Genomic DNA, 24,725 nt, shown 5'->3' on the forward strand with positions numbered 1-24,725 from the left:
CATCGCACCGGTTGGCCTTTGTGCTCCTGTTTTTGATATGTCCCCAATTTAATTCCGATAAGAAAACTCAACATTTAATAAGAATCTGACCCCTATTAAAGTGTTTGGCATTCTTTGTGCATCGCAATATGCTCCCTTTCCCTGCGAAAACTGAAGGAGCGCGCCCATGACGACGGCTGCCGAGATTCAACATCTCCAAGAACACGGTCTGTATTCCGGTGCCGACGAGCACGACGCCTGCGGCGTTGGCTTCGTTGCACACATCAAGGGCGAAAAGAGCCATGCCATCGTGCTGCAGGGCTTGAAGATCCTCGAAAACCTCGACCATCGCGGCGCAGTGGGCGCTGACAAGCTGATGGGCGACGGCGCTGGCATCCTGATCCAGCTGCCCGACCACCTGTACCGCGAGGAAATGGCCAAGCAGGGCGTCACGCTGCCCCCGCCGGGCGAATACGGCGTCGGCATGATCTTCCTGCCGAAGGAACACGCCTCGCGCGAAGCCTGCGAACAAGAGATGGAACGCGCCATCAAGGCCGAAGGCCAGGTGCTGCTCGGCTGGCGCGACGTGCCGGTCAACCGCGACATGCCCATGTCGCCCACCGTGCGCGAAAAAGAACCGCTGCTGCGCCAGGTCTTCATCGGCCGCGGCAACGACGTGATCGTGCAGGACGCGCTGGAACGCAAGCTCTACGTGATCCGCAAGACCGCCAGCGCCAACATCCAGCGCCTGAAGCTCAAGCACAGCAAGGAATACTACGTTCCCAGCATGTCGAGCCGCACGGTGGTCTACAAGGGCCTGCTGCTGGCCGATCAGGTCGGCACCTACTACCTCGACCTGCAGGACAAGCGCTGCGTCTCGGCCCTGGGCCTGGTGCACCAGCGCTTCTCGACCAACACCTTCCCCGAGTGGCCACTGGCCCACCCGTACCGCTACGTTGCCCACAACGGCGAAATCAACACGGTCAAGGGCAACTACAACTGGATGAAGGCGCGCGAAGGCGTGATGTCGTCGCCGGTTCTGGGCGCTGACCTGCAAAAGCTCTACCCCATCAGCTTCGCCGGCCAGTCCGACACCGCCACCTTCGACAACTGCCTCGAGCTGCTGACGATGGCCGGCTACCCCATCAGCCAGGCCGTGATGATGATGATTCCCGAGCCTTGGGAACAGCACGCCACCATGGACCCGCGCCGCCGCGCGTTCTATGAATACCACGCCGCCATGCTCGAGCCGTGGGACGGCCCGGCCTCCATCGTGTTCACCGACGGCCGCCAGATCGGTGCCACGCTCGACCGCAACGGCCTGCGCCCCTCGCGCTACTGCGTGACCGACGACGACCTGGTCATCATGGCGTCGGAATCGGGCGTGCTGCCCGTGCCCGAGCAGAAGATCGTGCGTAAGTGGCGCCTGCAGCCCGGCAAGATGTTCCTCATCGACCTGGAGCAGGGCCGCCTGATCGACGACGAGGAGGTCAAGTCCAACCTCGCCAACAGCAAGCCCTACAAGCAGTGGATCGAGAACCTGCGCATCAAGCTCGACAGCGTCAAGGCCGAGCCGGTCTCCGCTCCGCTTTCGCAAGTCGCGCTGCTCGATCGCCAGCAGGCCTTCGGCTACACCCAGGAAGACATCAAGTTCCTGATGAGCCCGATGGCCCAGGCCGGCGAAGAGGGCATCGGCTCCATGGGCAACGACAGCCCGTTGGCCGTGCTCTCCAGCAAGAACAAGCCGCTGTACAACTACTTCAAGCAGCTGTTCGCGCAGGTGACGAATCCGCCGATCGACCCGATCCGCGAAGCCATCGTGATGTCGCTGGTGTCCTTCATCGGCCCCAAGCCCAACCTGCTGGACATCAACCAGGTCAACCCGCCGATGCGGCTCGAAGTGAGCCAGCCGATCCTCGACTTCGCCGACATGGCGAAGCTGCGCGACATCGGCAAGTACACGCAGGGCAAGTTCAAGAGCTACGCGCTCGACATCACCTATCCGCTCGCCTGGGGCGACGAAGGCGTCGAAGCCAAGCTGGCCTCGCTGTGCGCCGAAGCGGTGGACGCCATCAAGGGCGGCCACAACATCCTGATCATCAGCGACCGCGGCGTGAGCCCGACGCAGGTGGCCATTCCGGCTGTGCTGGCCCTGTCGGCCGTGCACCAGTACCTCGTGCGCGAAGGCCTGCGCACCACGGCCGGCCTGGTGGTCGAGACCGGCTCGGCCCGCGAAGTGCATCACTTCGGCGTGCTGGCGGGCTACGGCGCGGAAGCCGTGCACCCCTACCTCGCCATGGAAACGCTGGCGGCCATGCACGCCGACCTGCCGGGCGACCTGAGCGCCGACAAGGCGGTCTACAACTACGTCAAGGCTATCGGCAAGGGTCTGTCGAAGATCATGTCGAAGATGGGTGTCAGCACCTACATGAGCTATTGCGGCGCGCAGCTGTTCGAAGCCATCGGCCTGAACAGCGAGACGGTGAACAAGTACTTCACCGGCACCGCCAGCCGCGTGGAAGGCATCGGCGTCTTCGAGATCGCCGAGGAAGCCATCCGCATGCACAAGGCCGCTTTCGGCGACGACCCGGTGCTCTCCAACATGCTCGACGCCGGCGGTGAATACGCCTGGCGCACGCGCGGCGAAGAGCACATGTGGACGCCCGACGCCATCGCCAAGCTGCAGCACAGCACGCGCTCCAACAACTGGAACACGTACAAGGAATACGCGCAGCTCATCAACGACCAGAACCGCCGCCACCTCACGCTGCGCGGCCTGTTCGAGTTCAAGATCGATCCGGCCAAGGCCATTCCGGTGGACGAAGTCGAATCCGCCGCCGATATCGTCAAGCGCTTCGCCACCGGCGCGATGTCGCTCGGCTCGATCAGCACCGAGGCGCACTCCACGCTCGCCATTGCCATGAACCGCATCGGCGGCAAGAGCAACACCGGCGAAGGCGGCGAAGACCCGGCGCGCTACCGCAACGAGCTCAAGGGCATCCCGATCAAGCTGGGCGACACGCTCAAGAGCGTGATCGGTGCCGAGAACGTCGAGGTCGACCTGCCGCTGAAGGACGGCGACTCGCTGCGTTCGCGCATCAAGCAGGTTGCGTCGGGCCGCTTCGGTGTCACTGCCGAGTACCTGCATTCGGCCGACCAGATCCAGATCAAGATGGCGCAGGGCGCCAAGCCGGGCGAGGGCGGCCAGCTGCCGGGCGGCAAGGTCACCGAGTACATCGGCAAGCAGCGCTACGCCGTGCCGGGCGTGGGCCTGATCTCGCCGCCGCCGCACCACGACATCTACTCGATCGAAGACTTGGCCCAGCTCATTCACGACCTGAAGAACACCGCGCCGCATGCCAGCATCAGCGTCAAGCTGGTGAGCGAGATCGGCGTCGGCACCATCGCGGCCGGCGTGGCCAAGTGCAAGAGCGACCACGTCGTGATTGCCGGCCATGACGGCGGCACGGGCGCCTCGCCCTGGTCGTCGATCAAGCATGCGGGCAGCCCGTGGGAAATCGGCCTGGCCGAAACGCAGCAGACGCTGGTGCTCAACCGCCTGCGCAGCCGCATCCGCGTGCAGGCCGACGGCCAGATGAAGACCGGCCGCGACGTCGCCATCGGCGCGCTGCTGGGCGCCGACGAGTTCGGCTTTGCGACCGCACCGCTGGTGGTCGAGGGCTGCATCATGATGCGCAAGTGCCACCTGAACACCTGCCCGGTGGGCGTGGCCACGCAAGACCCGGTGCTGCGCAAGAAGTTCTCGGGCAAGCCCGAGCACGTCGTCAACTACTTCTTCTTCGTTGCGGAAGAAGTGCGCCAGATCATGGCCCAGCTCGGCATCCGCAAGTTCGACGACCTGATCGGCCGCGCTGACCTGCTCGACATGCGCAAGGGCATCGAGCACTGGAAGGCATCGGGCCTCGACTTCAGCCGCCTGTTCGCGCTGCCGAACGTGCCGGCCGACGTGCCGCGCTTCCATGTCGAGAACCAGGACCACGGCCTGGACAAGGCGCTGGACGTGAAGCTCATCGAGAAGTCGCGTCCCGCCATCGACAAGGGCGAGAAGGTGCAGTTCATCGAGGTGGCGCGCAACGTCAACCGCTCGGTGGGCGCAATGCTCTCGGGCGCGCTGACCAAGGTGCATCCGCAGGGCCTGCCCGACGACTCGATCCGCATCCAGCTCGAAGGCACGGGCGGCCAGTCGTTCGGCGCTTTCCTGGCACGCGGCATCACGCTGTACCTGATCGGCGACGCCAACGACTACACCGGCAAGGGCCTTTCGGGCGGCCGCGTGGTGGTGCGCCCGAGCCTCGACTTCCGCGGCGAAGCGGTGCGCAACACCATCGTCGGCAACACCGCGCTGTATGGCGCGACCACCGGCGAGGCCTACCTGTGCGGCGTGGCCGGCGAGCGCTTTGCGGTGCGCCTGTCGGGCGCCACGGCGGTCATCGAAGGCACCGGCGACCACGGTTGCGAATACATGACCGGCGGCACGGTGGCCGTGCTCGGCAAGACGGGCCGCAACTTCGCGGCCGGCATGAGCGGCGGCGTCGCTTTCGTCTACGACGAAGACGGCCAGTTCGCCACGCGCTGCAACCTCTCGATGGTGTCTCTCGACAAGGTGCTGACCTCGGCCGAGCAGACCGCCAGCGTGCATCGCAAGATCTGGCACGGCGGCCTCACCGACGAAGCGCAGCTGAAGAAGCTGCTCGAAGAGCATCACCGCTGGACCGGCAGCAAGCGCGCACGCGAGCTGCTCGACAACTGGGCCGTGTCGCGCACGAAGTTCGTGAAGGTGTTCCCGAACGAATACAAGCGCGCGCTGGCCGAGCTGCACGACCGCAAGGTCGAGCTCACCAGCAGCGGCAACAACGCGCACATCGGCCTCGAGCCGCACGCGCTGGCTCCCGCACCGCAAACGGCCCCGGCTTCGGTCTGAGCGCTCACGAGTACAGAGAACAAAGGAAAGCACGATGGGAAAGATCACCGGCTTCATGGAGCATGAGCGTGTCGAAGAGGGCTACAAGCCCATCGAAGAGCGCGTCAAGCACTACAAGGAATTCGTCGTCGGCCTGGACACCGAACAGGCCAAGGTGCAGGGCGCGCGCTGCATGGACTGCGGCACGCCGTTCTGCAACAGCGGCTGCCCGGTCAACAACATCATTCCGGACTTCAACGACCTCGTGTACCGCAACGACTGGCAGAACGCCTTCGCGGTGCTCGACTCGACCAACAACTTCCCCGAGTTCACCGGCCGCATCTGCCCCGCGCCCTGCGAGGCAGCCTGCGTGCTCAACGTGAACGACGACGCGGTCGGCATCAAGTCGCTGGAGCACGCGATCATCGACCGCGCCTGGGACGAAGGCTGGGTGGCGCCGCGCGTCGCCAAGCACAAGACCGGCAAGAAGGTGGCGGTGGTGGGTTCGGGCCCGGCCGGCATGGCGGCTGCGCAGCAACTCGCGCGCGCCGGTCATGACGTGACGCTGTTCGAGAAGAACGACCGCGTCGGCGGCCTGCTGCGCTACGGCATCCCCGACTTCAAGATGGAGAAGTCGCACATCGACCGCCGCGTCGAGCAGATGAAGGCCGAGGGCGTGACCTTCCGTACCGGCGTGATGGTCGGCGCCGCGAAGGACCCGCTGGGCAAGGGCTCCAAGGTCACGAATCTGGCCAAGGAAACCGTCACGCCCGAGCAACTGCAGAAAGAGTTTGACGCCGTGCTGCTCACGGGCGGCGCCGAACAGTCGCGCGACCTGCCGGTGCCCGGCCGCGACCTTGACGGCATTCATTTCGCAATGGAGTTCCTGCCGCAGCAGAACCGCATCAACGCGGGCGACAAGGTCAAGGGCCAACTGCGTGCCGACGGCAAGCACGTGATCGTCATTGGCGGTGGCGACACCGGTTCCGACTGCGTGGGCACCAGCAACCGTCATGGCGCGGTCAGCGTCACGCAGTTCGAGCTGATGCCGCAGCCGCCCGAGGAAGAAAACCGCCCGCTGACCTGGCCGTACTGGCCGATCAAGCTGCGCACCAGCTCCAGCCATGAAGAGGGCTGCGAGCGCGAGTTCGCGATTTCCACCAAGGAATTCATCGGCGAAAAGGGCAAGGTCACCGGCCTGAAGACTGTTCGCGTCGAATGGAAGGACGGCAAGATGCAGGAAGTGGCCGGCAGCGAGCAGATCCTCAAGGCCGACCTGGTGCTGCTCGCGATGGGCTTCATCAGCCCCGTGGCCACCGTGCTCGACGCCTTCGGCGTGGAGAAGGATGCCCGCGGCAACGCCAAGGCCACGGTCGACTTCATCGGCGGCTATGTCACCAACATTCCGAAGGTTTTTGCCGCCGGCGACATCCGCCGCGGACAGTCGCTGGTGGTGTGGGCCATTCGTGAAGGCCGACAGGCCGCGCGTTCGGTGGATGAGTTCCTGATGGGGTTCAGCGACCTGCCGCGCTGAATTTTGTTTCAATTTCGCGGGGCCGGCCACGGCCCCGTTATCATCCGCGTCAAACCGCATGCCGGGATGCTTGAAAAAGCGCCCCGGCTTTTTTATTGAGATGGACCCAGCCGCACCACTGCCACATCCCTTCGTAGAGTTCCGCGACGTCACGTTCGGCTATGGCGCACGCGCCATCCTCGACGGCGTTTCGTTCTCCGTGCCGCGAGGCAAGGTAACGGCTCTGATGGGGGCATCGGGCGGTGGCAAGACCACCGTGCTGCGCTTGATCGGCGGGCAGCAGAAGGCCCAGCGCGGCGAGGTGCTCTTCGACGGCCACGATGTCGGCAAGTTCGATGCAACCGCGCTCTACGCAGCGCGGCGCCGCATGGGCATGCTGTTCCAGTTCGGCGCGCTGTTCACCGACATGACTGTGTTCGACAACGTGGCGTTTCCGCTGCGCGAGCACACACAATTGTCCGAGGCGCTGGTGCGCGACGTGGTGCTCATGAAGCTCGATGCCGTCGGCCTGCGCGGTGCGCGCGACCTGATGCCCAGCGAGGTGTCGGGCGGCATGGCGCGGCGCGTGGCGCTGGCGCGCGCCATTGCGCTCGACCCCGACCTCGTGATGTACGACGAACCTTTCGCCGGGCTCGACCCGATCTCGCTCGGCACCGCCGCGCGCCTGATCCGCCAGCTCAACGACACGCTCGGGCTCACCGGCATCATCGTGTCGCACGATCTCGAAGAAACCTTCCGTATCGCCGACCACGTGATCATCCTGGCCAACGGCGGCATCGCCGCACAGGGCACGCCCGACGAAGTGCGCCACAGCGCCGATCCGCTGGTTCATCAGTTCGTCAATGCACTGCCCGACGGGCCGGTGCGTTTCCACTACCCCGGCGTCAGCATCGAGGACGACTTCGGCAATGTCGAAGGAGGGCGCTCATGAGCTGGTGGAAGCCTGCCGACGTCGGCTTCGGCGTGCGCCGCCATCTGGCCAACCTGGGCTATGGCGCGAAGCTGTTCATGCGCCTGGTCGGCCCGGGCGCGCAGATCATGCGTCGCTTCGGGCTGGTGCGTGACCAGATCCATTTTTTGGGCAACTACTCGCTCGCGATCATCGGCGTGTCGGGGTTGTTCGTGGGCTTCGTGCTCGGGCTGCAGATGTATTACGCGCTGCAGCGCTACGGCTCTTCCGAAGCGCTCGGCCTGCTGGTCACGCTGAGCCTGGTGCGCGAACTCGGGCCTGTGGTGGCCGCCTTGTTGTTCACCGGGCGCGCAGGCACGTCGCTCACTGCGGAGATCGGTCTCATGAAGGCCGACGAGCAACTGAGCGCCATGGAGATGATGGCGGTCGACCCGGTGCAGCGCATCCTCGCGCCACGTTTCTGGGCGGGCGTCATCACCATGCCGCTGCTGGCGGCGGTGTTCAGCGCGGTCGGCATCATGGGCGGCTACGTGGTGGGCGTGCTGATGCTGGGCGTGGACCCGGGTGCGTTCTGGGGCCAGATGCAGGGCGGCGTCGATGTGTGGCGCGACGTCGGCAACGGCGTCATCAAGAGCATCGTCTTCGGCTTCACCGTGACCTTCATCGCGCTGCTGCAGGGCTACGAAGCCCAGCCCACGCCCGAAGGCGTGTCGCGCGCGACCACGCGCACGGTGGTGTCGGCATCGCTGGCGGTGCTGGGGCTGGACTTCCTCCTGACCGCCATGATGTTCAGTATCTAAAGAGGCTCGGCCTCCATCGTTCTAGACAGAGAGTCAAACCATGCAACGTTCCAACAACGACATCTGGGTCGGCCTGTTCGTCCTGATCGGCGCGGCGGCGCTGCTGTTTCTCGCGCTGCAGTCGGCCAATCTGCTGAGCCTGAATTTCCAGAAGACCTATTCGGTGACCGCTCGCTTCGACAACATTGGCGGACTCAAGCCGCAAACCGCTGTGAAGAGCGCGGGGGTCGTGGTCGGCCGTGTGGAGTCCATCTCCTTCAACGACAAGTCCTTTCAGGCCGACGTCACGCTGGCTTTGCAAAACCGCTACAGTTTTCCCAAGGACAGCTCGCTCAAGATCCTGACCAGTGGCCTGCTCGGCGAGCAGTACATCGGGATCGAGGCGGGCGCCGAAGACAAGAACTTGCAGGCCGGCGACACCATCACCTCGACCCAATCGGCCGTGGTGCTGGAAAACCTGATCAGCCAGTTCCTGTACAGCAAGGCGGCCGAAGGCAATTCGACGCCTGGAACAGCCAACAAGAAATGAAAACACGATCTTTTTTGTCTTTCGCTATGAATAACGTAGCAATTCGCGCCCGTTGGGTGGGCGCCGCAGCCTTTCTTGCACTGATGGCCGGTTGCGCCACCGGACCCAACGCCAATCCGGCCGACCCCCTCGAGCCGTTCAACCGCGGGGTCTCGCGCTTCAACGACACTGTTGACGACGCAGTGCTCGTTCCCGTGGCCACGGCCTACCAGAAGGCGCTGCCTTCGATGGTGCGCACCGGCGTGAACAACTTCTTCGGCAACATCGGCGATGTCTGGAGCCTGGCCAACAACGTGGCCCAGCTCAAGCTGCAGAACAGCGCCGAGACCTTCATGCGCCTGAACGTCAATACCTTCTTCGGGCTTGGCGGCCTGCTGGACGTTGCGACCGAGGCCGGCATTCCCCGCCACGAGGAAGACTTCGGCCAGACCCTGGGCTACTGGGGCGTAGGCCCGGGCCCCTACGTCGTGCTGCCGCTGCTGGGCTCCTCGACGCTGCGCGACACCGCGGCCAAGCCGGTTGACATGTACGGCGACCCGCTGGGCTATGTGGAAGACATCCCCTGGCGCAATTCGCTGACGGTGCTGCGCATCGTCGACACACGCTCGCAATACCTGCGCGCGAGCCGCCTGCTCGGCGATGCGGCGCTCGACAAGTATTCGTTTACGCGCGATGCGTTCCTGCAGCGCCGCCGCAGCCAGGTCTATGACGGCAATCCGCCGGACGATGGCGGTGGTAGCGACGGTGGCGGCGATAAGTAAGCCGCAAGAGGAGGGGGCTGCTTGCATCCGGTTGCAAGGCTTCACCTCCCGGACAGGAACCCGGTCGGCCCCAGGGGGCTCGAATCCGTTCCTGTCTCAGCATCCGGTTTTTCCGGATGCCTGCAGATTTTCAAACTTGAATGAGGGACCCTTCATGAACAACAAGACCTTGCAACGTCGCGATCTCGGCCGCCTGGTGCTGGCCGGTGCCCTGCTGTTCGGTGCGGCTGTCGCCTTCGTCCAGCCCGCCCGTGCCGCCGACGAAGCGCCCGACGCGCTCGTCAAGCGCCTCTCGACCGACGTGCTCGAAACGATCAAGGCCGACTCATCCATCAAGTCGGGCGACGTCAACAAGATCATGCTGCTGGTCGACAGCAAGATCATGCCCAACGTCAACTTCCAGCGCATGACGGCCTCAGCTGTCGGCCCGGCCTGGCGCACTGCAACGCCCGAACAGCAAAAACGCCTGCAGGACGAGTTCAAGGCCCTGCTGGTGCGCACTTATGCCGGCGCGCTCGACCAGGTGACCGACCAGACCGTCGTCATCCGCCCGTTCCGCGGCTCGCCCGACGACAAGGACGTGCTGGTGCGCACCGAGGTCCAGGGCCGTGGTGATCCGGTCCAGCTCGACTACCGCCTCGAAAAGACCCCCGGCCAGGGCGCCGGCTGGAAGGTCTACAACCTGAATGTGCTGGGCGTGTGGCTGGTCGATACCTACCGCACCCAGTTCGCGCAGGAAATCAACAAGAGCGGCATCGACGGCCTGATCGCCGCGCTGGCCGCGCGCAACAAGGGCAACAGCAAGGGCTGACCGGGCGCGCGCGATGCTGGTCCTGCCCACCCGACTCACCCACGACGAGGCCCCCGCCTGCATGCGTATGCTGCAGCAGGGGCTGAAAGGCCAGGCCGACTCGTCGTCGACCGTGGTCGACGCAACCGCGCTGGCCCAGTTCGATTCTTCGGCTCTGGCCGTGCTGCTCGAATGCCGGCGCGAGTCGAGCGCGCTGGGCCGCGGCTTCTCCGTCAAGGGCCTGTCGCCTCGCTTGCGCGAACTCGCGGCGCTGTATGGCATTGCGGGCCTTTTGCCCGCCGCGCCCTGAAAAAGTAACGGCCCCTTAAAATCGCGGGCTCCCATGCCCGCGATTTCATTTCAATCGGTCTCCAAGACCTATCCCCCCTCCAGACAGCAAAAAGCCCAGGGCAAGCCAGGGCTCAAGGCTGTCGACGAGGTCAGCTTCCAGATCGAACCGGGCGAATTCTTCGGCCTGCTCGGCCCGAACGGCGCGGGCAAGACCACGCTGATCAGCATGCTCGCGGGCCTGTCGCGGCCCACGGCCGGCGCCATCAGCGTCCATGGCTTCGACGTGCAGCGCGACTTTGCGCAGGCGCGCCGCCAGCTCGGCATCGTGCCGCAGGAGCTGGTGTTCGACCCCTTCTTCAACGTGCGCGAATCGCTGCGCATCCAGTCGGGCTACTTCGGCATCAAGAACAACGAGGCCTGGATCGACGAGCTGCTGCAAAGCCTGGGCCTCGCCGACAAGGCCACAGCCAACATGCGCCAGCTCTCGGGCGGCATGAAGCGCCGGGTGCTGGTGGCGCAGGCACTGGTGCACAAGCCGCCGGTGATCGTGCTCGACGAGCCCACGGCCGGCGTCGACGTCGAACTGCGCCAGACGCTCTGGCAGTTCGTCGCCCGGCTCAACAAACAGGGCAGCACCGTGCTGCTCACCACCCACTACCTCGAAGAGGCCGAGGCGCTGTGCAGCCGCATCGCGATGCTCAAGCAGGGCCGCGTGATCGCGCTTGACCGCACCAGCGAGCTGCTGAAATCGGCCGCGAGCAACGTGCTGCGCTTCAAGACCGACGCCATGCTGCCCTGGGCCATTGCCCAGCACGCGCGCATCACCGGGCGCATCGTGCAGCTGCCGGCGCAGAACGCCCATGAAGTCGAACAACTGCTGGCCGCGATCCGCGAAGCCGGCGTCGCGGTGGAAGACGTGGAAATGCGCAAGGCCGACCTGGAAGACGTGTTCATCGACCTGATGGCAGGTGAGCAGACCCCGCTGGAGGTGGCGCGATGATGGCCGTGACCGGTTGGCGCGCACTGCTCTACAAGGAAACGCTGCGCTTCTGGAAGGTCGGCTTCCAGACCGTGGGCGCGCCGGTGCTCACCGCGCTGCTGTACCTGATGGTGTTCGGCCACGTGCTCGAAGACCACGTGAAGGTCTACGGCACAGTCGGCTACACGGCCTTCCTGGTGCCCGGCCTCGTGATGATGAGCGTGCTGCAGAACGCCTTTGCCAACAGCTCGTCGTCGATCATCCAGAGCAAGATCATGGGCAACCTGGTCTTCGTGCTGCTCACGCCGCTGTCGCACTGGGGCTGGTTCTTCGCTTACGTGGGCTCGTCGATCATCCGCGGGCTGGCCGTAGGGCTCGGCGTGTTCGTCGTGACGGTGCTGTTCGCGCAGCCGAGTTTCGTCGCGCCGGTCTGGATCCTGGTGTTTGCGCTGCTGGGCTCGGCCATGCTGGGCACGCTGGGCCTCATCGCCGGTCTCTGGGCCGAGAAGTTCGACCAGATGGCGGTGTTCCAGAACTTCCTGATCATGCCCATGACCTTCCTGTCGGGCGTGTTCTATTCGATCGGCTCGCTGCCGCCGTTCTGGCAGAGCGTGAGCCACCTGAACCCGTTCTTCTACATGATCGATGGCTTTCGCTACGGCTTCTTCGGCGTGAGCGACGCCTCGCCTTGGCTCAGCCTGGGCATCGTCGGCACCGCCTGGCTGGTGGTGAGCGCGATTGCCGTCCATCTCCTGCGCATCGGCTACAAAATCCGGGGCTGAACAAAGCCTCTTCCCACACCCCATGACCGCCGAACAACTCCAGGCCCTGATCCAGTCCCATCTCCCGTGCGAGCACATCACGCTCGAGGGCGATGGCCGACATTGGTACGCCACCATCGTCTCGGCCGAATTCGAGGGCAAGCGCTCGATCCAGCGCCATCAGCGGGTCTACGCCACCCTCGGTGCGAAAATGCACACCGACGAGGTGCACGCGCTTTCGATGAAGACCTACACGCCGGCCGAATGGGCGGCAGTGGAAAAATAACTCCCGGCCCCTCGTGGCCTCCTGACTTCGCTGGAACTTCGATGGACAAACTTCTGATTCGCGGCGGGCGAGAGCTCCGCGGCGAAGTACTCATTTCCGGCGCCAAGAACGCCGCGCTGCCCGAGCTGTGCGCGGCGCTGCTGACCGACCAGCCCGTGACGCTGCACAACGTGCCGCGCCTGCAGGACGTGTCGACCATGCTCAAGCTGGTGCGCAACATGGGCGTGACGGCCGAGCGGGACGACAACGGCACCGTCCGCCTGAATGCCGGCGACCTCGGCAACCCCGAGGCGCCCTACGAGCTGGTCAAGACCATGCGCGCCTCCGTGCTGGCCCTGGGCCCGCTGCTGGCGCGCTTCGGCCATGCCAGGGTGTCGCTGCCCGGCGGCTGCGCCATCGGCTCGCGGCCGGTCGACCAGCACATCAAGGGCCTGCAGGCCATGGGCGCAGAGATCGTGGTCGAGCACGGCTACATGGTCGCGCGCCTGCCTGCCGGCCGCACCCGCCTGAAGGGCGCGCGCATCCTGACCGACATGGTCACCGTCACCGGCACCGAGAACTTCCTCATGGCAGCCGCGCTGGCCGAGGGCGAAACGCTGCTCGAAAACGCCGCGCAGGAGCCCGAGATCGTCGATCTGGCCGAAATGCTGATCCGCATGGGCGCGAAGATCGAAGGCCACGGCACCAGCCACATCCGCATCCAGGGCGTCGAGAAGCTGCACGGCTGCGAACACGCCGTGGTGGCCGACCGCATCGAGGCCGGCACCTTCCTGTGCGCCGTCGCGGCCACGGGCGGCGAGGCCTTCCTGCGTCACGCGCGCGGCGACCACCTCGACGCCGTGATCGACAAGTTGCGCGACGCGGGCTGCACCGTCGCCTCCGAGAAGGACGGCGTGCGCATCAGTTCGAAGGGGCCCGCCTACGAGCACCTGAAGGCGCAGAGCTTCAGCACCACCGAGTACCCGGGCTTCCCGACCGACATGCAGGCCCAGTTCATGGCCCTGAACGTGATCGCGCGTGGCGCCTCGATGGTCACCGAGACCATCTTCGAGAACCGTTTCATGCACGTGAACGAGATGGTGCGCTTGGGCGCACGCATCCACGTCGAGGGCAAGGTGGCGATGGTCGAGGGCGTGCAGCAGCTCTCGGGCGCCACCGTGATGGCCACCGACCTGCGCGCCTCGGCCAGCCTGGTCATCGCCGGCCTCGTGGCCGAGGGCGAGACGCTGGTCGATCGCATCTACCACCTCGACCGTGGCTACGACCGCATGGAGTCGAAGCTGCGCGGCCTTGGCGCCGACATCGAACGACTGACCGGAGCTGCCGCCGCATGATCACCTTGGCTCTTTCCAAAGGCCGCATCTTCGAAGAGACGATGCCCCTGCTGGCCGCCGCCGGCATCGAGGTCACCGAAGACCCCGAGAAGTCGCGCAAGCTGATTCTCGAAACAACCCGCCCCGACGTGCGCGTGGTGCTGGTGCGTGCCTCCGACGTGCCCACCTACGTGCAGTACGGCGGCGCCGACCTCGGCGTGACGGGCCTCGACGTGCTGCTCGAGCACGGCAACCAGGGCCTGTACCAGCCGCTCGATCTGCGTATTGCGGCCTGCCGCCTCAGCGTGGCCGTGCGCGCCGACTACGACTACGCCTCGGCCGTCAAGCAGGGCTCGCGCCTGCGCGTGGCGACCAAGTACGTGGGCCTTGCGCGCGACTTCTTCGCCAGCAAGGGCGTGCACGTCGACCTGATCAAGCTCTACGGCAGCATGGAGCTGGCGCCGCTCACGGGCCTGGCCGACGCCATCGTCGACCTGGTCTCGACCGGCAACACGCTCAAGGCCAACCACCTCGTCGAGGTCGAACGCATCATGGACATCAGCGCGCGCCTCGTGGTGAACCAGGCCGCGCTCAAGCTCAAGCGCGAGCCTATCCGCCGCATCGTCGACGCGTTTGCGTCAGCCATTCCTTCCGCCTGAATCCCAACCACCCACGCACCACGCACATGACTCTGAAAGCAGCCCCCGCCCGTCTGTCCACGACTTCAGCCAGCTTCGACGCTGAATTCAAGGCGCGGCTGCATTGGTCCGCGGACGACGACGCGGCCATCGAGAAGGTGGTGGCGGACATCCTCGCCGACGTGCAGAAGCGCGGTGATGAGGCGGTGCTCGAATACACGAATCGCTTCGACAAGCTCGACGCGAAGACGCTGCCGGAACTCGAGCTGACGCAGGCCGAGCTCAAGGCCGCCTTCGAGGCGCTGCCGGCCGCTCAGCGCGACGCGCTCGAAGCCGCTGCGCGCCGAGTGCGCAGCTATCACGAGGCCCAGAAGAAGGCCAGCGGCGAAAGCTGGAGCTACCGCGATGCCGACGGCACGCTGCTCGGCCAGAAGGTCACGCCGCTGGACCGCGTCGGCATCTACGTGCCGGGCGGCAAGGCCGCCTATCCGTCGAGCGTGCTGATGAACGCGATTCCGGCGCACGTGGCGGGCGTGGGCGAAATCATCATGGTGGTGCCGACGCCGAAGGGTGAAAAGAACCAGCTCGTGCTCGCCGCCGCCTACGTGGCCGGCGTGACGCGCGGCTTCACCATCGGCGGCGCCCAGGCTGTGGCCGCGCTGGCCTATGGCACCGCCACCATCCCCGCCGTCGACAAGATCACCGGCCCCGGCAACGCCTACGTGGCAGCCGCCAAGCGCCGCGTGTTCGGCACCGTGGGCATCGACATGATCGCCGGCCCGAGCGAAATTTTGGTGCTGGCCGACGGCACCACGCCGCCCGAGTGGGTGGCCATGGACTTGTTCAGCCAGGCCGAGCACGACGAGCTGGCCCAGAGCATCCTGCTGTGCCCCGACGCCGCCTACATCGACCGCGTGCAGGCCGAGATCGATCGCCTGCTGCCCGCCATGCCGCGCGCAGAAATCATCGCCGCCTCGCTCAACGGCCGCGGCGCGCTGATCCACACCAAGAGCATGGAAGAGGCCTGCGAGATCAGCAATCGCATCGCCCCCGAGCATCTGGAAGTCAGCAGCAGCGAACCGAACCGCTGGGAGCCGCTGCTGCGCCACGCCGGCGCGATCTTCCTCGGTGCCTTCACCAGCGAAAGCCTGGGCGACTACTGCGCCGGCCCGAACCACGTGCTGCCCACCAGCGGCACGGCGCGCTTCTCCAGCCCGCTGGGCGTGTACGACTTCCAGAAGCGCTCCAGCCTGATCGAGGTCAGCGAGGCCGGCGCCCAGGTGCTGGGCCCGATCGCCGTGACGCTGGCCGAGGGCGAGGGCCTGCAGGCGCACGCCGAAGCCGCCCGCATGCGGCTGCGTAAGATCTGAGCTCAAACAACCGGTCACCGGGAGGAGCAAGCAAGATGATCGATCGTCTCCGTCTTTCGCGTCTTTTTCGATTCGCCACGGGCCTCGTCGCGGGCGCCGCGCTGCTGGCCGCCTGCAGCCAGATGCCGCAGGCACCGCGTCAGTCTGTCGCCGTCAGCGCCACGCCCAGTGCCGCTCCGGCAGCGCCCGCGCCGCAACTCGGCACGCAGTGGGGCGAGGGCCTCGAGTCGAAGACCCGCACGGTCGTCGCCAAGCGCCTGTCCGACCAGCCGGACGACGTGGCCTCGCTGGGCTACAACGAAGCATCCGCCGTGCGCCGTGCCGTCGGTGGCAATCCTGAGAGCCGCTTGAGCCTGATGCTGGCCGACGGCGACATCGAATGGTCGGTGCTCGGCGAAGACAGCCGCCCGCTGCCGCTGCAGCGCGCCCGCCGAGGCAGTGGTGGCGAAGACATGTTCCGCCTTGCCGGCGTGCAGGGCTCGCGCTACACGCTGCGCTTTCGCAATCTCAGCGAGCGCAGCTACGAGGTGATCGCCACGGTCGACGGCCTCGACGTGCTCAACGGCAAGCCCGGCAGCCTGCGCAACGGCGGCTACGTGCTGCGTCCGCTGCAGGCGCTGACCATCGAAGGCTTCCGCAAGAGCGAGAACGAGGTCGCGGCCTTCCGATTTTCCGCGCCCAGCCGTGCCTACGCAGCGAACACCGAAGCTGGCGACGTGCGCAACATCGGCGTGATCGGCGCTGCGCTGTTCGAACTCGAGGAGCGCGACGCACCGCGCCGCCAGCGCCGCGACGCAGCTCCGGTGCAGCCAAGCGCCTTCCCGGCCGACGGCACCTACGCGCCGCCGCCGCGCTACCGCCAGTGATGCCGATGAAGCGTGCCGCCTTCCTGCTGCTCGCGCTGGCGGCCGCCACCGGCGCGCAGGCCATGAGCATCCGCGAACTGCGCACGCTCGAAGCCGGCGAGAAAGACGGCAAGGCCTACGCCAGCTATTACCTGGTCGGTGTGCTCGAAGGCCTGCGCGAAGGCGTCGAATCGTCGCAGCGCAACGGGCAGAAGCCCGTGTTCTGCGTCGAGGGCCGCCGCCTCGAACCCTCCATGGCGCGTTCGCTCTACCAGACCGAGTTGACCCGCAACGCCGACAGTTACGAAGCCGACATGCCAGTGCAACTGGTCATGGCCGGCGCCCTGAAAAACAGCTACCGCTGCACCCGATGACCGCTGCTCCCGAATCCATCCGCCCGCCGCTCGAACGCATCCGCAACGACGTGCGGTCCATGCATGCCTACGCGGTGCAGGACGCGCGCGGCTTCGTCAAGCTCGACGCCATGGAAAACCCCTTCGGCCTGCCGCCCGCGCTGCAGGCCGAACTCGGCGCGCGCCTGGGCGCGCTGGCGCTCAACCGCTACCCGGGCGAGCGCGGCGCCGACCTGCAGCGCGCGCTGGCCGCGCACGCGCAGATGCCCGAGGGCTTCAGGCTGATGCTGGGCAACGGCTCGGACGAGTTGATCTCCCTACTGGCCATTGCCTGCGACCTGCCCGGCGCCACCGTGCTGGCGCCCGTGCCCGGCTTCGTCATGTACGCCATGAGCGCGAAGCTGCAGGGCCTGAAGTTCGTCGGCGTGCCGCTCACGGCCGACTTCGAGCTCGACGAGGCCGCCATGCTGGCCGCCATTGCGAGCGAGAAGCCCGCCATCGTCTACCTCGCGTACCCGAACAACCCGACGGCCAACCTCTGGGACGACGCCGTCGTCGAGAAGATCGTCGAAGCCCAGGGCGCGCAGGGCGGCCTGGTGGTGATCGACGAGGCCTACCAGCCCTTCGCCGCCCGCAGCTACATCGACCGGCTGGCGAAGCACGGCCACGTGCTGCTGATGCGCACGCTCAGCAAGTTCGGCCTGGCCGGCATCCGCCTGGGCTATCTCATGGGCCCGGCCGCGCTGGTCGCCGAGATCGACAAGGTGCGCCCGCCCTACAACATCAGCGTGCTCAACTGCGAGTGCGCGCTGTTCGCGCTGGAGCACGCCGAGGTGTTCGAGGCGCAGGCCCGGCAGATCCGCGAGGAGCGCGAGCGCCTGATGATGGGGCTCGGCCGCCTGCCCGGCGTGAAGACCTGGCCCAGCGACGCCAACATGATCCTGCTGCGCGTGCCCGATGCCGCCAAGACCTTCGAGGGTATGAAGGCACACGGGGTTCTGGTCAAGAACGTTTCTAAAATGCACGAACTGCTCGCAAACTGCCTGCGCCTCACCGTCGGAACGGCCGACGAGAATGCGCGGATGCTCGCGGCACTCGAAGCCTCACTATGACCACCCCCACCAACCCGGGCAGCGCCGATCGCACAGCGACGGTCACCCGCAACACTGCCGAGACGAAGATCACCGTCAGCGTCAACCTCGACGGCACCGGCAAGGCCAAGCTTGCTACCGGTATCGGCTTCTTCGACCACATGCTCGACCAGATCGCCCGCCATGGGCTGATCGACCTCGACATTGACTGCCAGGGCGACCTGCACATCGACGGCCACCACACGGTGGAAGACGTCGGCATCACGCTGGGCCAGGCCGTGGCCAAGGCCATCGGCGACAAGAAGGGCATCCGCCGCTACGGCCACGCATACGTGCCGCTCGACGAGGCGCTGAGCCGCGTGGTCATCGACTTCTCGGGCCGTCCCGGCCTCGTGATGCACGTGCCGTTCACCAGCGGGATGATCGGCACCTTCGACAGCCAGCTCACCTACGAGTTCTTCCAGGGCTTCGTGAACCACGCCTTCGTCACGCTGCACATCGACAACCTCAAGGGCGTCAATGCGCACCACCAGTGCGAGACGGTGTTCAAGGCCTTCGCGCGCGCCATGCGCGGCGCGCTCGAACTCGACCCGCGTTCCGTCGGCGTCATTCCCTCGACGAAGGGCTCGCTCTGAACGCGTTCGTCCATCAGCTATGAAATCTGTAGCAAATACCGTTGCCGTGGTCGACTACGGCATGGGCAACCTGCACTCCGTGTCGCAGGCCGTGCGCCATGCGGCCGACCAGGTCGGCGTGGAGGTGTTCGTCACCTCCGACCCCGACGTGGTCCGCAAGGCGACCCGCGTGGTGTTGCCGGGGCAGGGCGCCATGCCCGACTGCATGCGCGAGCTGCGCGACTCCGGCCTGCAGGAGTCCGTGCTCGAAGCCGCGGCGAGCAAGCCGCTGTTCGGCGTGTGCGTGGGCATGCAGATGATGCTGTCGCGCAGCGACGAGGGCCCGACCGACGGCCTGGGCCTCATTCCGGGCGAGGTCGTCAAGTTCGACCTGGTTGGCCGCCTGCAGCCCGACGGCAGCCGCTTCAAGGTGCCGCAGATGGGCTGGAACCAGGTGCGCCAGGCCCAGCCGCACGCAGTGTGGGCAGGTGTGCCCGACCAGAGCTACTTCTACTTCGTGCACAGCTTCTATGCCCGCCCGGCCGACCCCAAACACAGTGTGGGTGAAGCGGAATATGGCGCGAGCTTTACCGCAGCCATCGCACGCGATAACATTTTTGCCACCCAGTTCCACCCGGAGAAGAGTGCGGACCACGGGCTGCAGCTCTATCGCAACTTCCTCCACTGGAATCCCTGAACCTATTTTTCCGACCGGGCCGAACCTCTCACAGCCCGGATTCCGCACACTCGCGTCACTTCCATGCTCCTCATTCCCGCCATTGATCTCAAAGACGGCCACTGCGTTCGCCTCAAGCAGGGCGACATGGACCAGTCCACCATCTTCAGCGAAGACCCCGCTGCCATGGCCCGCAAGTGGGTCGAGGCCGGCGCGCGCCGGCTGCACCTGGTCGATCTGAATGGCGCCTTCGCCGGCAAGCCGCAGAACCACGCGGCCATCAAGGCGATCCTGAAAGAGGTGGGCGACGACATTCCGGTGCAGCTCGGCGGCGGTATCCGCGACCTCGACACCATCGAGCGCTACATCGACGACGGCCTGCGCTACGTGATCATCGGCACCGCCGCGGTCAAGAACCCCGGGTTCCTGAAGGACGCTTGCAGCGCCTTCGGCGGCCACATCATCGTGGGCCTGGACGCCAAGGACGGCAAGGTCGCCACCGACGGCTGGAGCAAGCTCACGGGCCACGAGGTGGCCGACCTGGGCAAGAAGTTCGAAGACTACGGCGTCGAGTCGATCATCTACACCGACATCGGCCGCGACGGCATGCTCTCGGGCATCAACATCGAAGCCACCGTCAAGCTCGCGCAGGCGCTGACCATTCCGGTGATCGCCTCGGGCGGCCTGTCGAACATGGCGGACATCGAAAAACTCTGCGCGGTCGAGTCCGACGGCGTCGAGGGCGTGATCTGCGGCCGCGCCATCTATTCGGGCGACCTCGACTTCGCCGCCGCGCAGGCCCGCGCGGACGAACTGGCCGGCGCCTGACGCCTTAACTGCGCAGCGCGTGCTTTCCGCGCTCGCCATCGCCAATTACCGTTCGCTGCGGCAGCTGACCGTGCCGCTGGGCCGGCTCACGGTCGTGACCGGGGCCAACGGCAGCGGCAAGTCGAGCGTGTACCGGGCGATGCGGTTGCTGGCCGACATTGCCAATGGCGGCGTGATCCGCTCGCTGGTGCGCGAGGGCGGGCTTTCATCGACTTTGTGGGCCGGGCCTGAGCGCTTCTCGGCGGCCATGCTGCGGGGCGACGTGCCGGTGCAGGGCACTACGCGCAGCGAGCCGGTTGCTCTGAAGCTGGGGTTCGCTGGTGCCGAGGCGGAAGATTTCGGCTACGCCATCGACATCGGTCTGCCGCCGCCCATTCCATCGACGGCCTTTTCGAGCGACCCACAGATCAAGCACGAGGCCATCTGGAGCGGCCCGCTGCTGCGCCCCTCGACGCACCTGGTCGACCGCAAGGGCGCCGCGCTGCGCCTGCGGGAAGGCAAGGGCTGGCAGGCCATCGGCCGCCCGATTCCGGCCTTCGCCAGCATGATGACGGAGCACGCCGACCCGCGCGATGCACCCGAGATGCTTACGCTGCGCGAGCAGATGCGCTCCTGGCGCTTCTACGACCACTTCCGCTCGGACGCCGATGCGCCCGCTCGCCAGCCTCAACTGGGCACCTGCACGCCTGTGCTGGCCAACGACGGCGCTGACCTGGCCGCGGCGCTGCAGACCATCCGCGAGATCGGCGACGGCGAAGCGCTCGACCGTGCGGTGGACGACGCCTTTCCCGGCGCAAGCATCGAAGTCCAGGTGACGGGCGACCGCTTCGAGACGCTGATGCACCAGCACGGCCTCCTGCGGCCGCTTACAGCCGCCGAACTGTCCGACGGCACCCTGCGCTACCTGTTGTGGATCGCGGCGCTGCTCACGCCCCGTCCGCCCGCGCTGCTGGTGCTCAACGAGCCGGAGACCAGCCTGCACCCCGATCTGCTGCCCGCGCTCGGTCGCCTCATCGCGCAGGCCGCGCGGCAGTCGCAGGTGATCGTGGTGTCGCACGCCGCCCGGCTGATCGCCGCGCTCGAAGACAGCGATGAAATGCAGTCCGTGGTGCTGGAGAAGAGGTTCGGCGAGACGCGCATCGCCAACCTCGACATGAGCGAAATACCGCGCTGGGAGTGGCCAGCGCGGTAGCAGCCGAATGAAGGCTTACTCGGCCTTCACCGACATCGTCTGGATGATCGTCTCCAGCTGCGCACTCATCGGCAGGTTGATGCTTTCCCCCGACGGCAGCTTGCGCAGGAACCAGCGCTTGTACTGCCGTTCGATCTCGCCGTCCTCCGCCAGCACCTGGAAGGTGTCGACGACCACCTTGTTCAGCTGCGAGTCGCCCTTGCGGTACATGATCCCGTAGGGGTCGTAGGAGAGGAAATCGCCGACCACCTCGTAGTCGGCCTTGGCGGCGTCCTGCGCGATCAGGCCGTAGAGCAGCACGTCGTCGGTGGCGAAGGCGTCGGCCTGGCCGCTCTTCACCAGCCCGAACGATTCGGCATGGTCGCGCGTCACCTGCAGGTTGATGTTCAGCTTGAACTTCTCCGACAGGTCGCGCAGCGTCTTCTCGTTGGTTGTGCCGGCCGTGACGGCCACCTTCCTGCCCGCGAGGTCGCGGAACGACTTGATCGGCGAGCCCTTCTTCACCAGCACCTTGGTGCCCGAGACGAACATCGTGGGCGAGAAGCTCACGCGCTTCTGGCGTTCGAGGTTGTTGGTGGTGGAGCCGCATTCCAGGTCGACCTTGCCGCTCGCGACCGCGTCGATGCGCGAGTCCGACGTGACGGGCACCCACTTGATCGTGAGGCTCTTGTTCACCGCGTCCTCGATGGCCGTCACCAGCGCGCGGCACAGCTCGATCGAATAGCCGATCGGCTCCTTGCGCGCATTGAGGTACGAGAACGGCACCGACGACTCGCGGTAGCCGATGGTGATGGCGCCGGTTTCGCGGGCCTTGGCGAGCGTGCCGGTGAGTTCCTGAGCCCGTGCCGGCCCTGCCGGCATGGCTGCAAGTACCACCGCTGCCAGCAACGCGGCGAAAGCGGATGGCAGTGTGGTGCCGATGCGCTTCATGGTGCTGTGGCTCACGCGTGCGCCGGGTGGGCGAGGGTGGCGCTGGCTTCCTCGTCGAGCGCCTTGGCGTTGACCTCGGCATCGCTCTCGGACATCAGCTCGCCCTCCCACTTGGCAACCACCGCGGTGGCGATGGAGTTGCCCACCGCGTTGGTGGCCGAGCGGCCCATGTCGAGGAAGGTGTCCACGCCCAGGATCAGCAGCAGGCCGGCCTCGGGAATGTCGAAGTGGTTCAGCGTGGCGGCAATCACCACCAGCGAGGCGCGCGGCACGCCGGCCATGCCTTTGGAGGTGAGCATCAGGATCAGCAGCATGGTGATCTGCGTGCTGATCGGCATGTGGATGTTGTAGGCCTGCGCGATGAAGAGCACGGCGAAGGTGCAGTACATCATCGAGCCGTCGAGGTTGAACGAGTAGCCCATCGGCATCACGAAGCTGGAGATCTTGCGCTTCACGCCAAAACGGTCGAGTGCCTGCAGGATCTTCGGGTAAGCCGCTTCCGAACTGGCAGTGGCAAACGACAGCAGGAAGGCTTCCTTGATGAGCACCAGCAGCTTGAACACGCGCGGCCCGAGGAACAGAAAGCCCGCCAGCACCAGCACGCTCCACAGCACGAACAGGCCCAGGTAGAAGTCGCCCATGAACACCGCAAACTTCAGCAGGATGCCCAAGCCGTTGACGGCCACCGTGGCGGCCATGGCGGCCAGCACAGCGAGCGGCGCGAGCTTCATGACGTAGCCGGTGATCTTGAGCATGGCGTGCGACAGCTCCTCGATGGCGGCGACCAGCGTCTTGGCCTTGTCGCCCAGCGAGGCGAGCGCCACGCCGAAGAACATCGAGAACACCACGATCTGCAGGATCTCGTTGTTCGCCATGGCCTCGACGAAGGACTTCGGCACCGTGTGGCTCACGAAGTCTTTCAGCGTGAATTTCGAGGTGGCCAGGTTGGCCGAGGCGCCGATGTCGGGCAGCGGCAGGCCCAGGTTCTCGCCGGGCTTGAGCAGGTTGGCCATGACCAGGCCGATGACCAGCGAGATCAGCGAGGCGGTAAGAAACCAGCCGATGGCCTTGCCGAACACGCGGCCGACCGACTTGGCGTCGCCCATGTGCGCGATGCCCACCACCAGCGTGGAGAACACCAGCGGGCCGATCAGCATCTTGATCAGGCGCAGGAACACGTCCGAGATGATGGAGACGTAGTCTGCGATTTCTTTCGCGGCTTTCTTGTCCGGAAAGCTGGAGAAGATCATGTAGCCCAGGATGATGCCGAGCACCATCGCAATCAGGATCCAGGCGGCCATCGGCAGCTTCTTCATGCGTATCCCCTTGTCGTGTGAGAGTAGTTTTTTCGAGTGCACGGGACCGACTTGCACGTTGTCCCTCGATGCAAGCGATCACAGGGTATCCAAGAAGGCCCCGGGCACGCAATGGCCCTTGATGCCAATTCCGTGCCACGGTGCGGGTGCTGCCTACAATTCTCGCCATGGAAATCACCCCGATCGAGTTTCGCGGCCAGCCCGCATTGCGTGCCAACGGCGTGGATGGAAGCACCCTCACGGTGGCCTTGCACGGTGCGCAAGTGCTCTCGTGGACCGCGGCTGACGGGGTGGAAAGGCTCTACCTGAGCCCTTCGGCGGTGTTCGACGGGCACACGGCCATCCGCGGCGGCGTGCCCATTTGCTGCCCCCAATTCAACCAGCGCGGCATGTTGCCCAAGCATGGATTCATGCGCAATTTGCCTTGGATGCACGAGGTGTCGGACACGCCCGAAACGCTGAGGCTGACGCTTCGCGACGCCGAAGCCACCCGAAAGCTCTGGCCGCACGCTTTTGAGGCGCAGCTGGAAGCCACTTTGTCCGGCGGCCAGTTACGCACGACGCTCACGCTGGTCAATGTCGACCGCGCGCCCTGGACCTTTGCCGCCGCGCTGCACACCTACCTGCGTGTCGACGACATCGCCAATGTGCGGCTAGAGGGCCTGCAGGGCGCCAACCGCTGGGATTCGCTGCGCGACGACCGCTGGGTGGAAACCGCGGCGGCGTTGCATTTTGATGCAGAGTTCGACAGCGTCTATGCCGCGCCCGCCCAGCCACTGCGGCTGGTTCAGCCGGGCGGCAAGCTCGAGATCTCCCAAAGCGCGAACTGCAGCGAAACCGTGGTCTGGAACCCCGGCGCGGTGCTCGGTGCGAAACTCGCCGACATGCCTGCTGATGGCTTTCGCCACATGCTCTGCGTGGAGGCCGCCCGCATCGACGAGCCCGTGCTGCTGATGCCCGGCGCCCAATGGCAGGGCTGGCAACAGCTCCGCGTTCTCTGATTTCCTACCGGTTGTTC

At 65.9% G+C, this 24,725-nt stretch carries 24 protein-coding genes; 22 read left to right on the plus strand and 2 right to left on the minus strand.

Annotated features, from left to right (window positions below; genetic code table 11):
* Window positions 1-166: 166 nt before the first annotated feature.
* The 21 genes from ACSFBF_RS26195 (at window position 167) to ACSFBF_RS26295 (ending at window position 21,461) form a co-directional block, all read left to right on the plus strand.
* Complete coding sequence (locus tag ACSFBF_RS26195; protein WP_435472148.1) at window positions 167-4,921, plus strand: glutamate synthase-related protein; 4,755 nt, start codon at window positions 167-169, stop codon at window positions 4,919-4,921.
* A gap of 34 nt (window positions 4,922-4,955) precedes the next feature.
* Entirely contained in the window at window positions 4,956-6,434 is a 1,479-nt protein-coding gene (locus ACSFBF_RS26200; RefSeq protein WP_435472150.1) for a glutamate synthase subunit beta, read from the plus strand.
* Window positions 6,435-6,534: 100 nt separating this feature from the next.
* The gene (locus tag ACSFBF_RS26205) at window positions 6,535-7,365 is read left to right on the plus strand and encodes an ABC transporter ATP-binding protein (RefSeq protein WP_435472152.1); all 831 of its coding nucleotides are present in this window, start codon (window positions 6,535-6,537) and stop codon (window positions 7,363-7,365) included.
* Complete coding sequence (gene mlaE / locus ACSFBF_RS26210) at window positions 7,362-8,144, plus strand: lipid asymmetry maintenance ABC transporter permease subunit MlaE (RefSeq protein ID WP_093048571.1); 783 nt, start codon at window positions 7,362-7,364, stop codon at window positions 8,142-8,144. The genes ACSFBF_RS26205 and mlaE overlap by 4 nt, the downstream gene beginning before the upstream one ends.
* Window positions 8,145-8,184: 40 nt before the next feature.
* On the plus strand, window positions 8,185-8,673 hold the full coding sequence (gene mlaD / locus ACSFBF_RS26215) for an outer membrane lipid asymmetry maintenance protein MlaD (protein ID WP_093048574.1): 489 nt from the start codon (window positions 8,185-8,187) through the stop codon (window positions 8,671-8,673).
* Between the two features lie 26 nt (window positions 8,674-8,699).
* On the plus strand, window positions 8,700-9,434 hold the full coding sequence (locus ACSFBF_RS26220; protein ID WP_435472154.1) for an MlaA family lipoprotein: 735 nt from the start codon (window positions 8,700-8,702) through the stop codon (window positions 9,432-9,434).
* Window positions 9,435-9,588: 154 nt separating this feature from the next.
* The gene (locus ACSFBF_RS26225; protein WP_435472156.1) at window positions 9,589-10,245 is read left to right on the plus strand and encodes an MlaC/ttg2D family ABC transporter substrate-binding protein; all 657 of its coding nucleotides are present in this window, start codon (window positions 9,589-9,591) and stop codon (window positions 10,243-10,245) included.
* Window positions 10,246-10,258: 13 nt separating this feature from the next.
* Window positions 10,259-10,534 carry an STAS domain-containing protein gene (locus tag ACSFBF_RS26230; RefSeq protein ID WP_093048583.1) on the plus strand — a complete coding sequence of 92 codons (276 nt, stop codon included), beginning with the start codon at window positions 10,259-10,261 and terminating at the stop codon, window positions 10,532-10,534.
* A 33-nt stretch (window positions 10,535-10,567) separates the two neighbouring features.
* On the plus strand, window positions 10,568-11,515 hold the full coding sequence (locus ACSFBF_RS26235; RefSeq protein ID WP_093048586.1) for an ABC transporter ATP-binding protein: 948 nt from the start codon (window positions 10,568-10,570) through the stop codon (window positions 11,513-11,515).
* A 5-nt stretch (window positions 11,516-11,520) separates the two neighbouring features.
* Window positions 11,521-12,276 carry an ABC transporter permease gene (locus ACSFBF_RS26240; protein ID WP_435472379.1) on the plus strand — a complete coding sequence of 252 codons (756 nt, stop codon included), beginning with the start codon at window positions 11,521-11,523 and terminating at the stop codon, window positions 12,274-12,276.
* A gap of 22 nt (window positions 12,277-12,298) precedes the next feature.
* Complete coding sequence (locus ACSFBF_RS26245) at window positions 12,299-12,541, plus strand: BolA family protein (RefSeq protein ID WP_093048598.1); 243 nt, start codon at window positions 12,299-12,301, stop codon at window positions 12,539-12,541.
* A 41-nt stretch (window positions 12,542-12,582) separates the two neighbouring features.
* Entirely contained in the window at window positions 12,583-13,875 is a 1,293-nt protein-coding gene (gene murA / locus ACSFBF_RS26250) for a UDP-N-acetylglucosamine 1-carboxyvinyltransferase (RefSeq protein WP_435472158.1), read from the plus strand.
* Window positions 13,872-14,513 (plus strand): ATP phosphoribosyltransferase, encoded by a 642-nt coding sequence (hisG, locus tag ACSFBF_RS26255; RefSeq protein ID WP_125947516.1) that lies wholly within the window; start codon window positions 13,872-13,874, stop codon window positions 14,511-14,513. Before murA ends, hisG begins: the two co-directional genes overlap by 4 nt.
* A gap of 26 nt (window positions 14,514-14,539) precedes the next feature.
* Window positions 14,540-15,862, plus strand: coding sequence for a histidinol dehydrogenase (hisD, locus tag ACSFBF_RS26260; RefSeq protein WP_435472161.1), 1,323 nt, complete (start codon window positions 14,540-14,542; stop codon window positions 15,860-15,862).
* Window positions 15,863-15,897: 35 nt separating this feature from the next.
* Window positions 15,898-16,728 carry a hypothetical protein gene (locus ACSFBF_RS26265; RefSeq protein WP_435472163.1) on the plus strand — a complete coding sequence of 277 codons (831 nt, stop codon included), beginning with the start codon at window positions 15,898-15,900 and terminating at the stop codon, window positions 16,726-16,728.
* Window positions 16,729-16,733: 5 nt separating this feature from the next.
* Entirely contained in the window at window positions 16,734-17,081 is a 348-nt protein-coding gene (locus ACSFBF_RS26270) for a hypothetical protein (protein WP_435472165.1), read from the plus strand.
* Entirely contained in the window at window positions 17,078-18,172 is a 1,095-nt protein-coding gene (gene hisC, locus ACSFBF_RS26275; protein ID WP_435472167.1) for a histidinol-phosphate transaminase, read from the plus strand. Before ACSFBF_RS26270 ends, hisC begins: the two co-directional genes overlap by 4 nt.
* Window positions 18,169-18,786: an imidazoleglycerol-phosphate dehydratase HisB gene (gene hisB / locus ACSFBF_RS26280; RefSeq protein ID WP_093048619.1), complete on the plus strand. Its 618-nt coding sequence runs from the start codon at window positions 18,169-18,171 to the stop codon at window positions 18,784-18,786. Before hisC ends, hisB begins: the two co-directional genes overlap by 4 nt.
* Before the next feature lie 19 nt (window positions 18,787-18,805).
* Window positions 18,806-19,462, plus strand: coding sequence for an imidazole glycerol phosphate synthase subunit HisH (gene hisH, locus ACSFBF_RS26285; RefSeq protein WP_435472169.1), 657 nt, complete (start codon window positions 18,806-18,808; stop codon window positions 19,460-19,462).
* Window positions 19,463-19,525: 63 nt separating this feature from the next.
* The gene (gene hisA / locus ACSFBF_RS26290; protein WP_435472171.1) at window positions 19,526-20,269 is read left to right on the plus strand and encodes a 1-(5-phosphoribosyl)-5-[(5-phosphoribosylamino)methylideneamino]imidazole-4-carboxamide isomerase; all 744 of its coding nucleotides are present in this window, start codon (window positions 19,526-19,528) and stop codon (window positions 20,267-20,269) included.
* Window positions 20,270-20,288: 19 nt separating this feature from the next.
* On the plus strand, window positions 20,289-21,461 hold the full coding sequence (locus ACSFBF_RS26295; protein WP_435472173.1) for an AAA family ATPase: 1,173 nt from the start codon (window positions 20,289-20,291) through the stop codon (window positions 21,459-21,461).
* A gap of 15 nt (window positions 21,462-21,476) precedes the next feature.
* Here ACSFBF_RS26295 and ACSFBF_RS26300 read toward each other — a convergent pair whose 3' ends face one another.
* Window positions 21,477-22,391: an amino acid ABC transporter substrate-binding protein gene (locus ACSFBF_RS26300; protein ID WP_435472381.1), complete on the minus strand. Its 915-nt coding sequence runs from the start codon at window positions 22,389-22,391 to the stop codon at window positions 21,477-21,479.
* Between the two features lie 11 nt (window positions 22,392-22,402).
* Entirely contained in the window at window positions 22,403-23,707 is a 1,305-nt protein-coding gene (locus ACSFBF_RS26305; protein WP_093075860.1) for a dicarboxylate/amino acid:cation symporter, read from the minus strand.
* Window positions 23,708-23,874: 167 nt separating this feature from the next.
* Between ACSFBF_RS26305 and ACSFBF_RS26310 the strand changes: the two genes are divergently transcribed.
* Window positions 23,875-24,708 carry a D-hexose-6-phosphate mutarotase gene (locus tag ACSFBF_RS26310; RefSeq protein WP_435472175.1) on the plus strand — a complete coding sequence of 278 codons (834 nt, stop codon included), beginning with the start codon at window positions 23,875-23,877 and terminating at the stop codon, window positions 24,706-24,708.
* Window positions 24,709-24,725: the final 17 nt, after the last annotated feature.

The sequence above is a fragment of the Variovorax nivicola genome, assembly GCF_051216475.1.
GTDB lineage: Bacteria > Pseudomonadota > Gammaproteobacteria > Burkholderiales > Burkholderiaceae_C > Variovorax.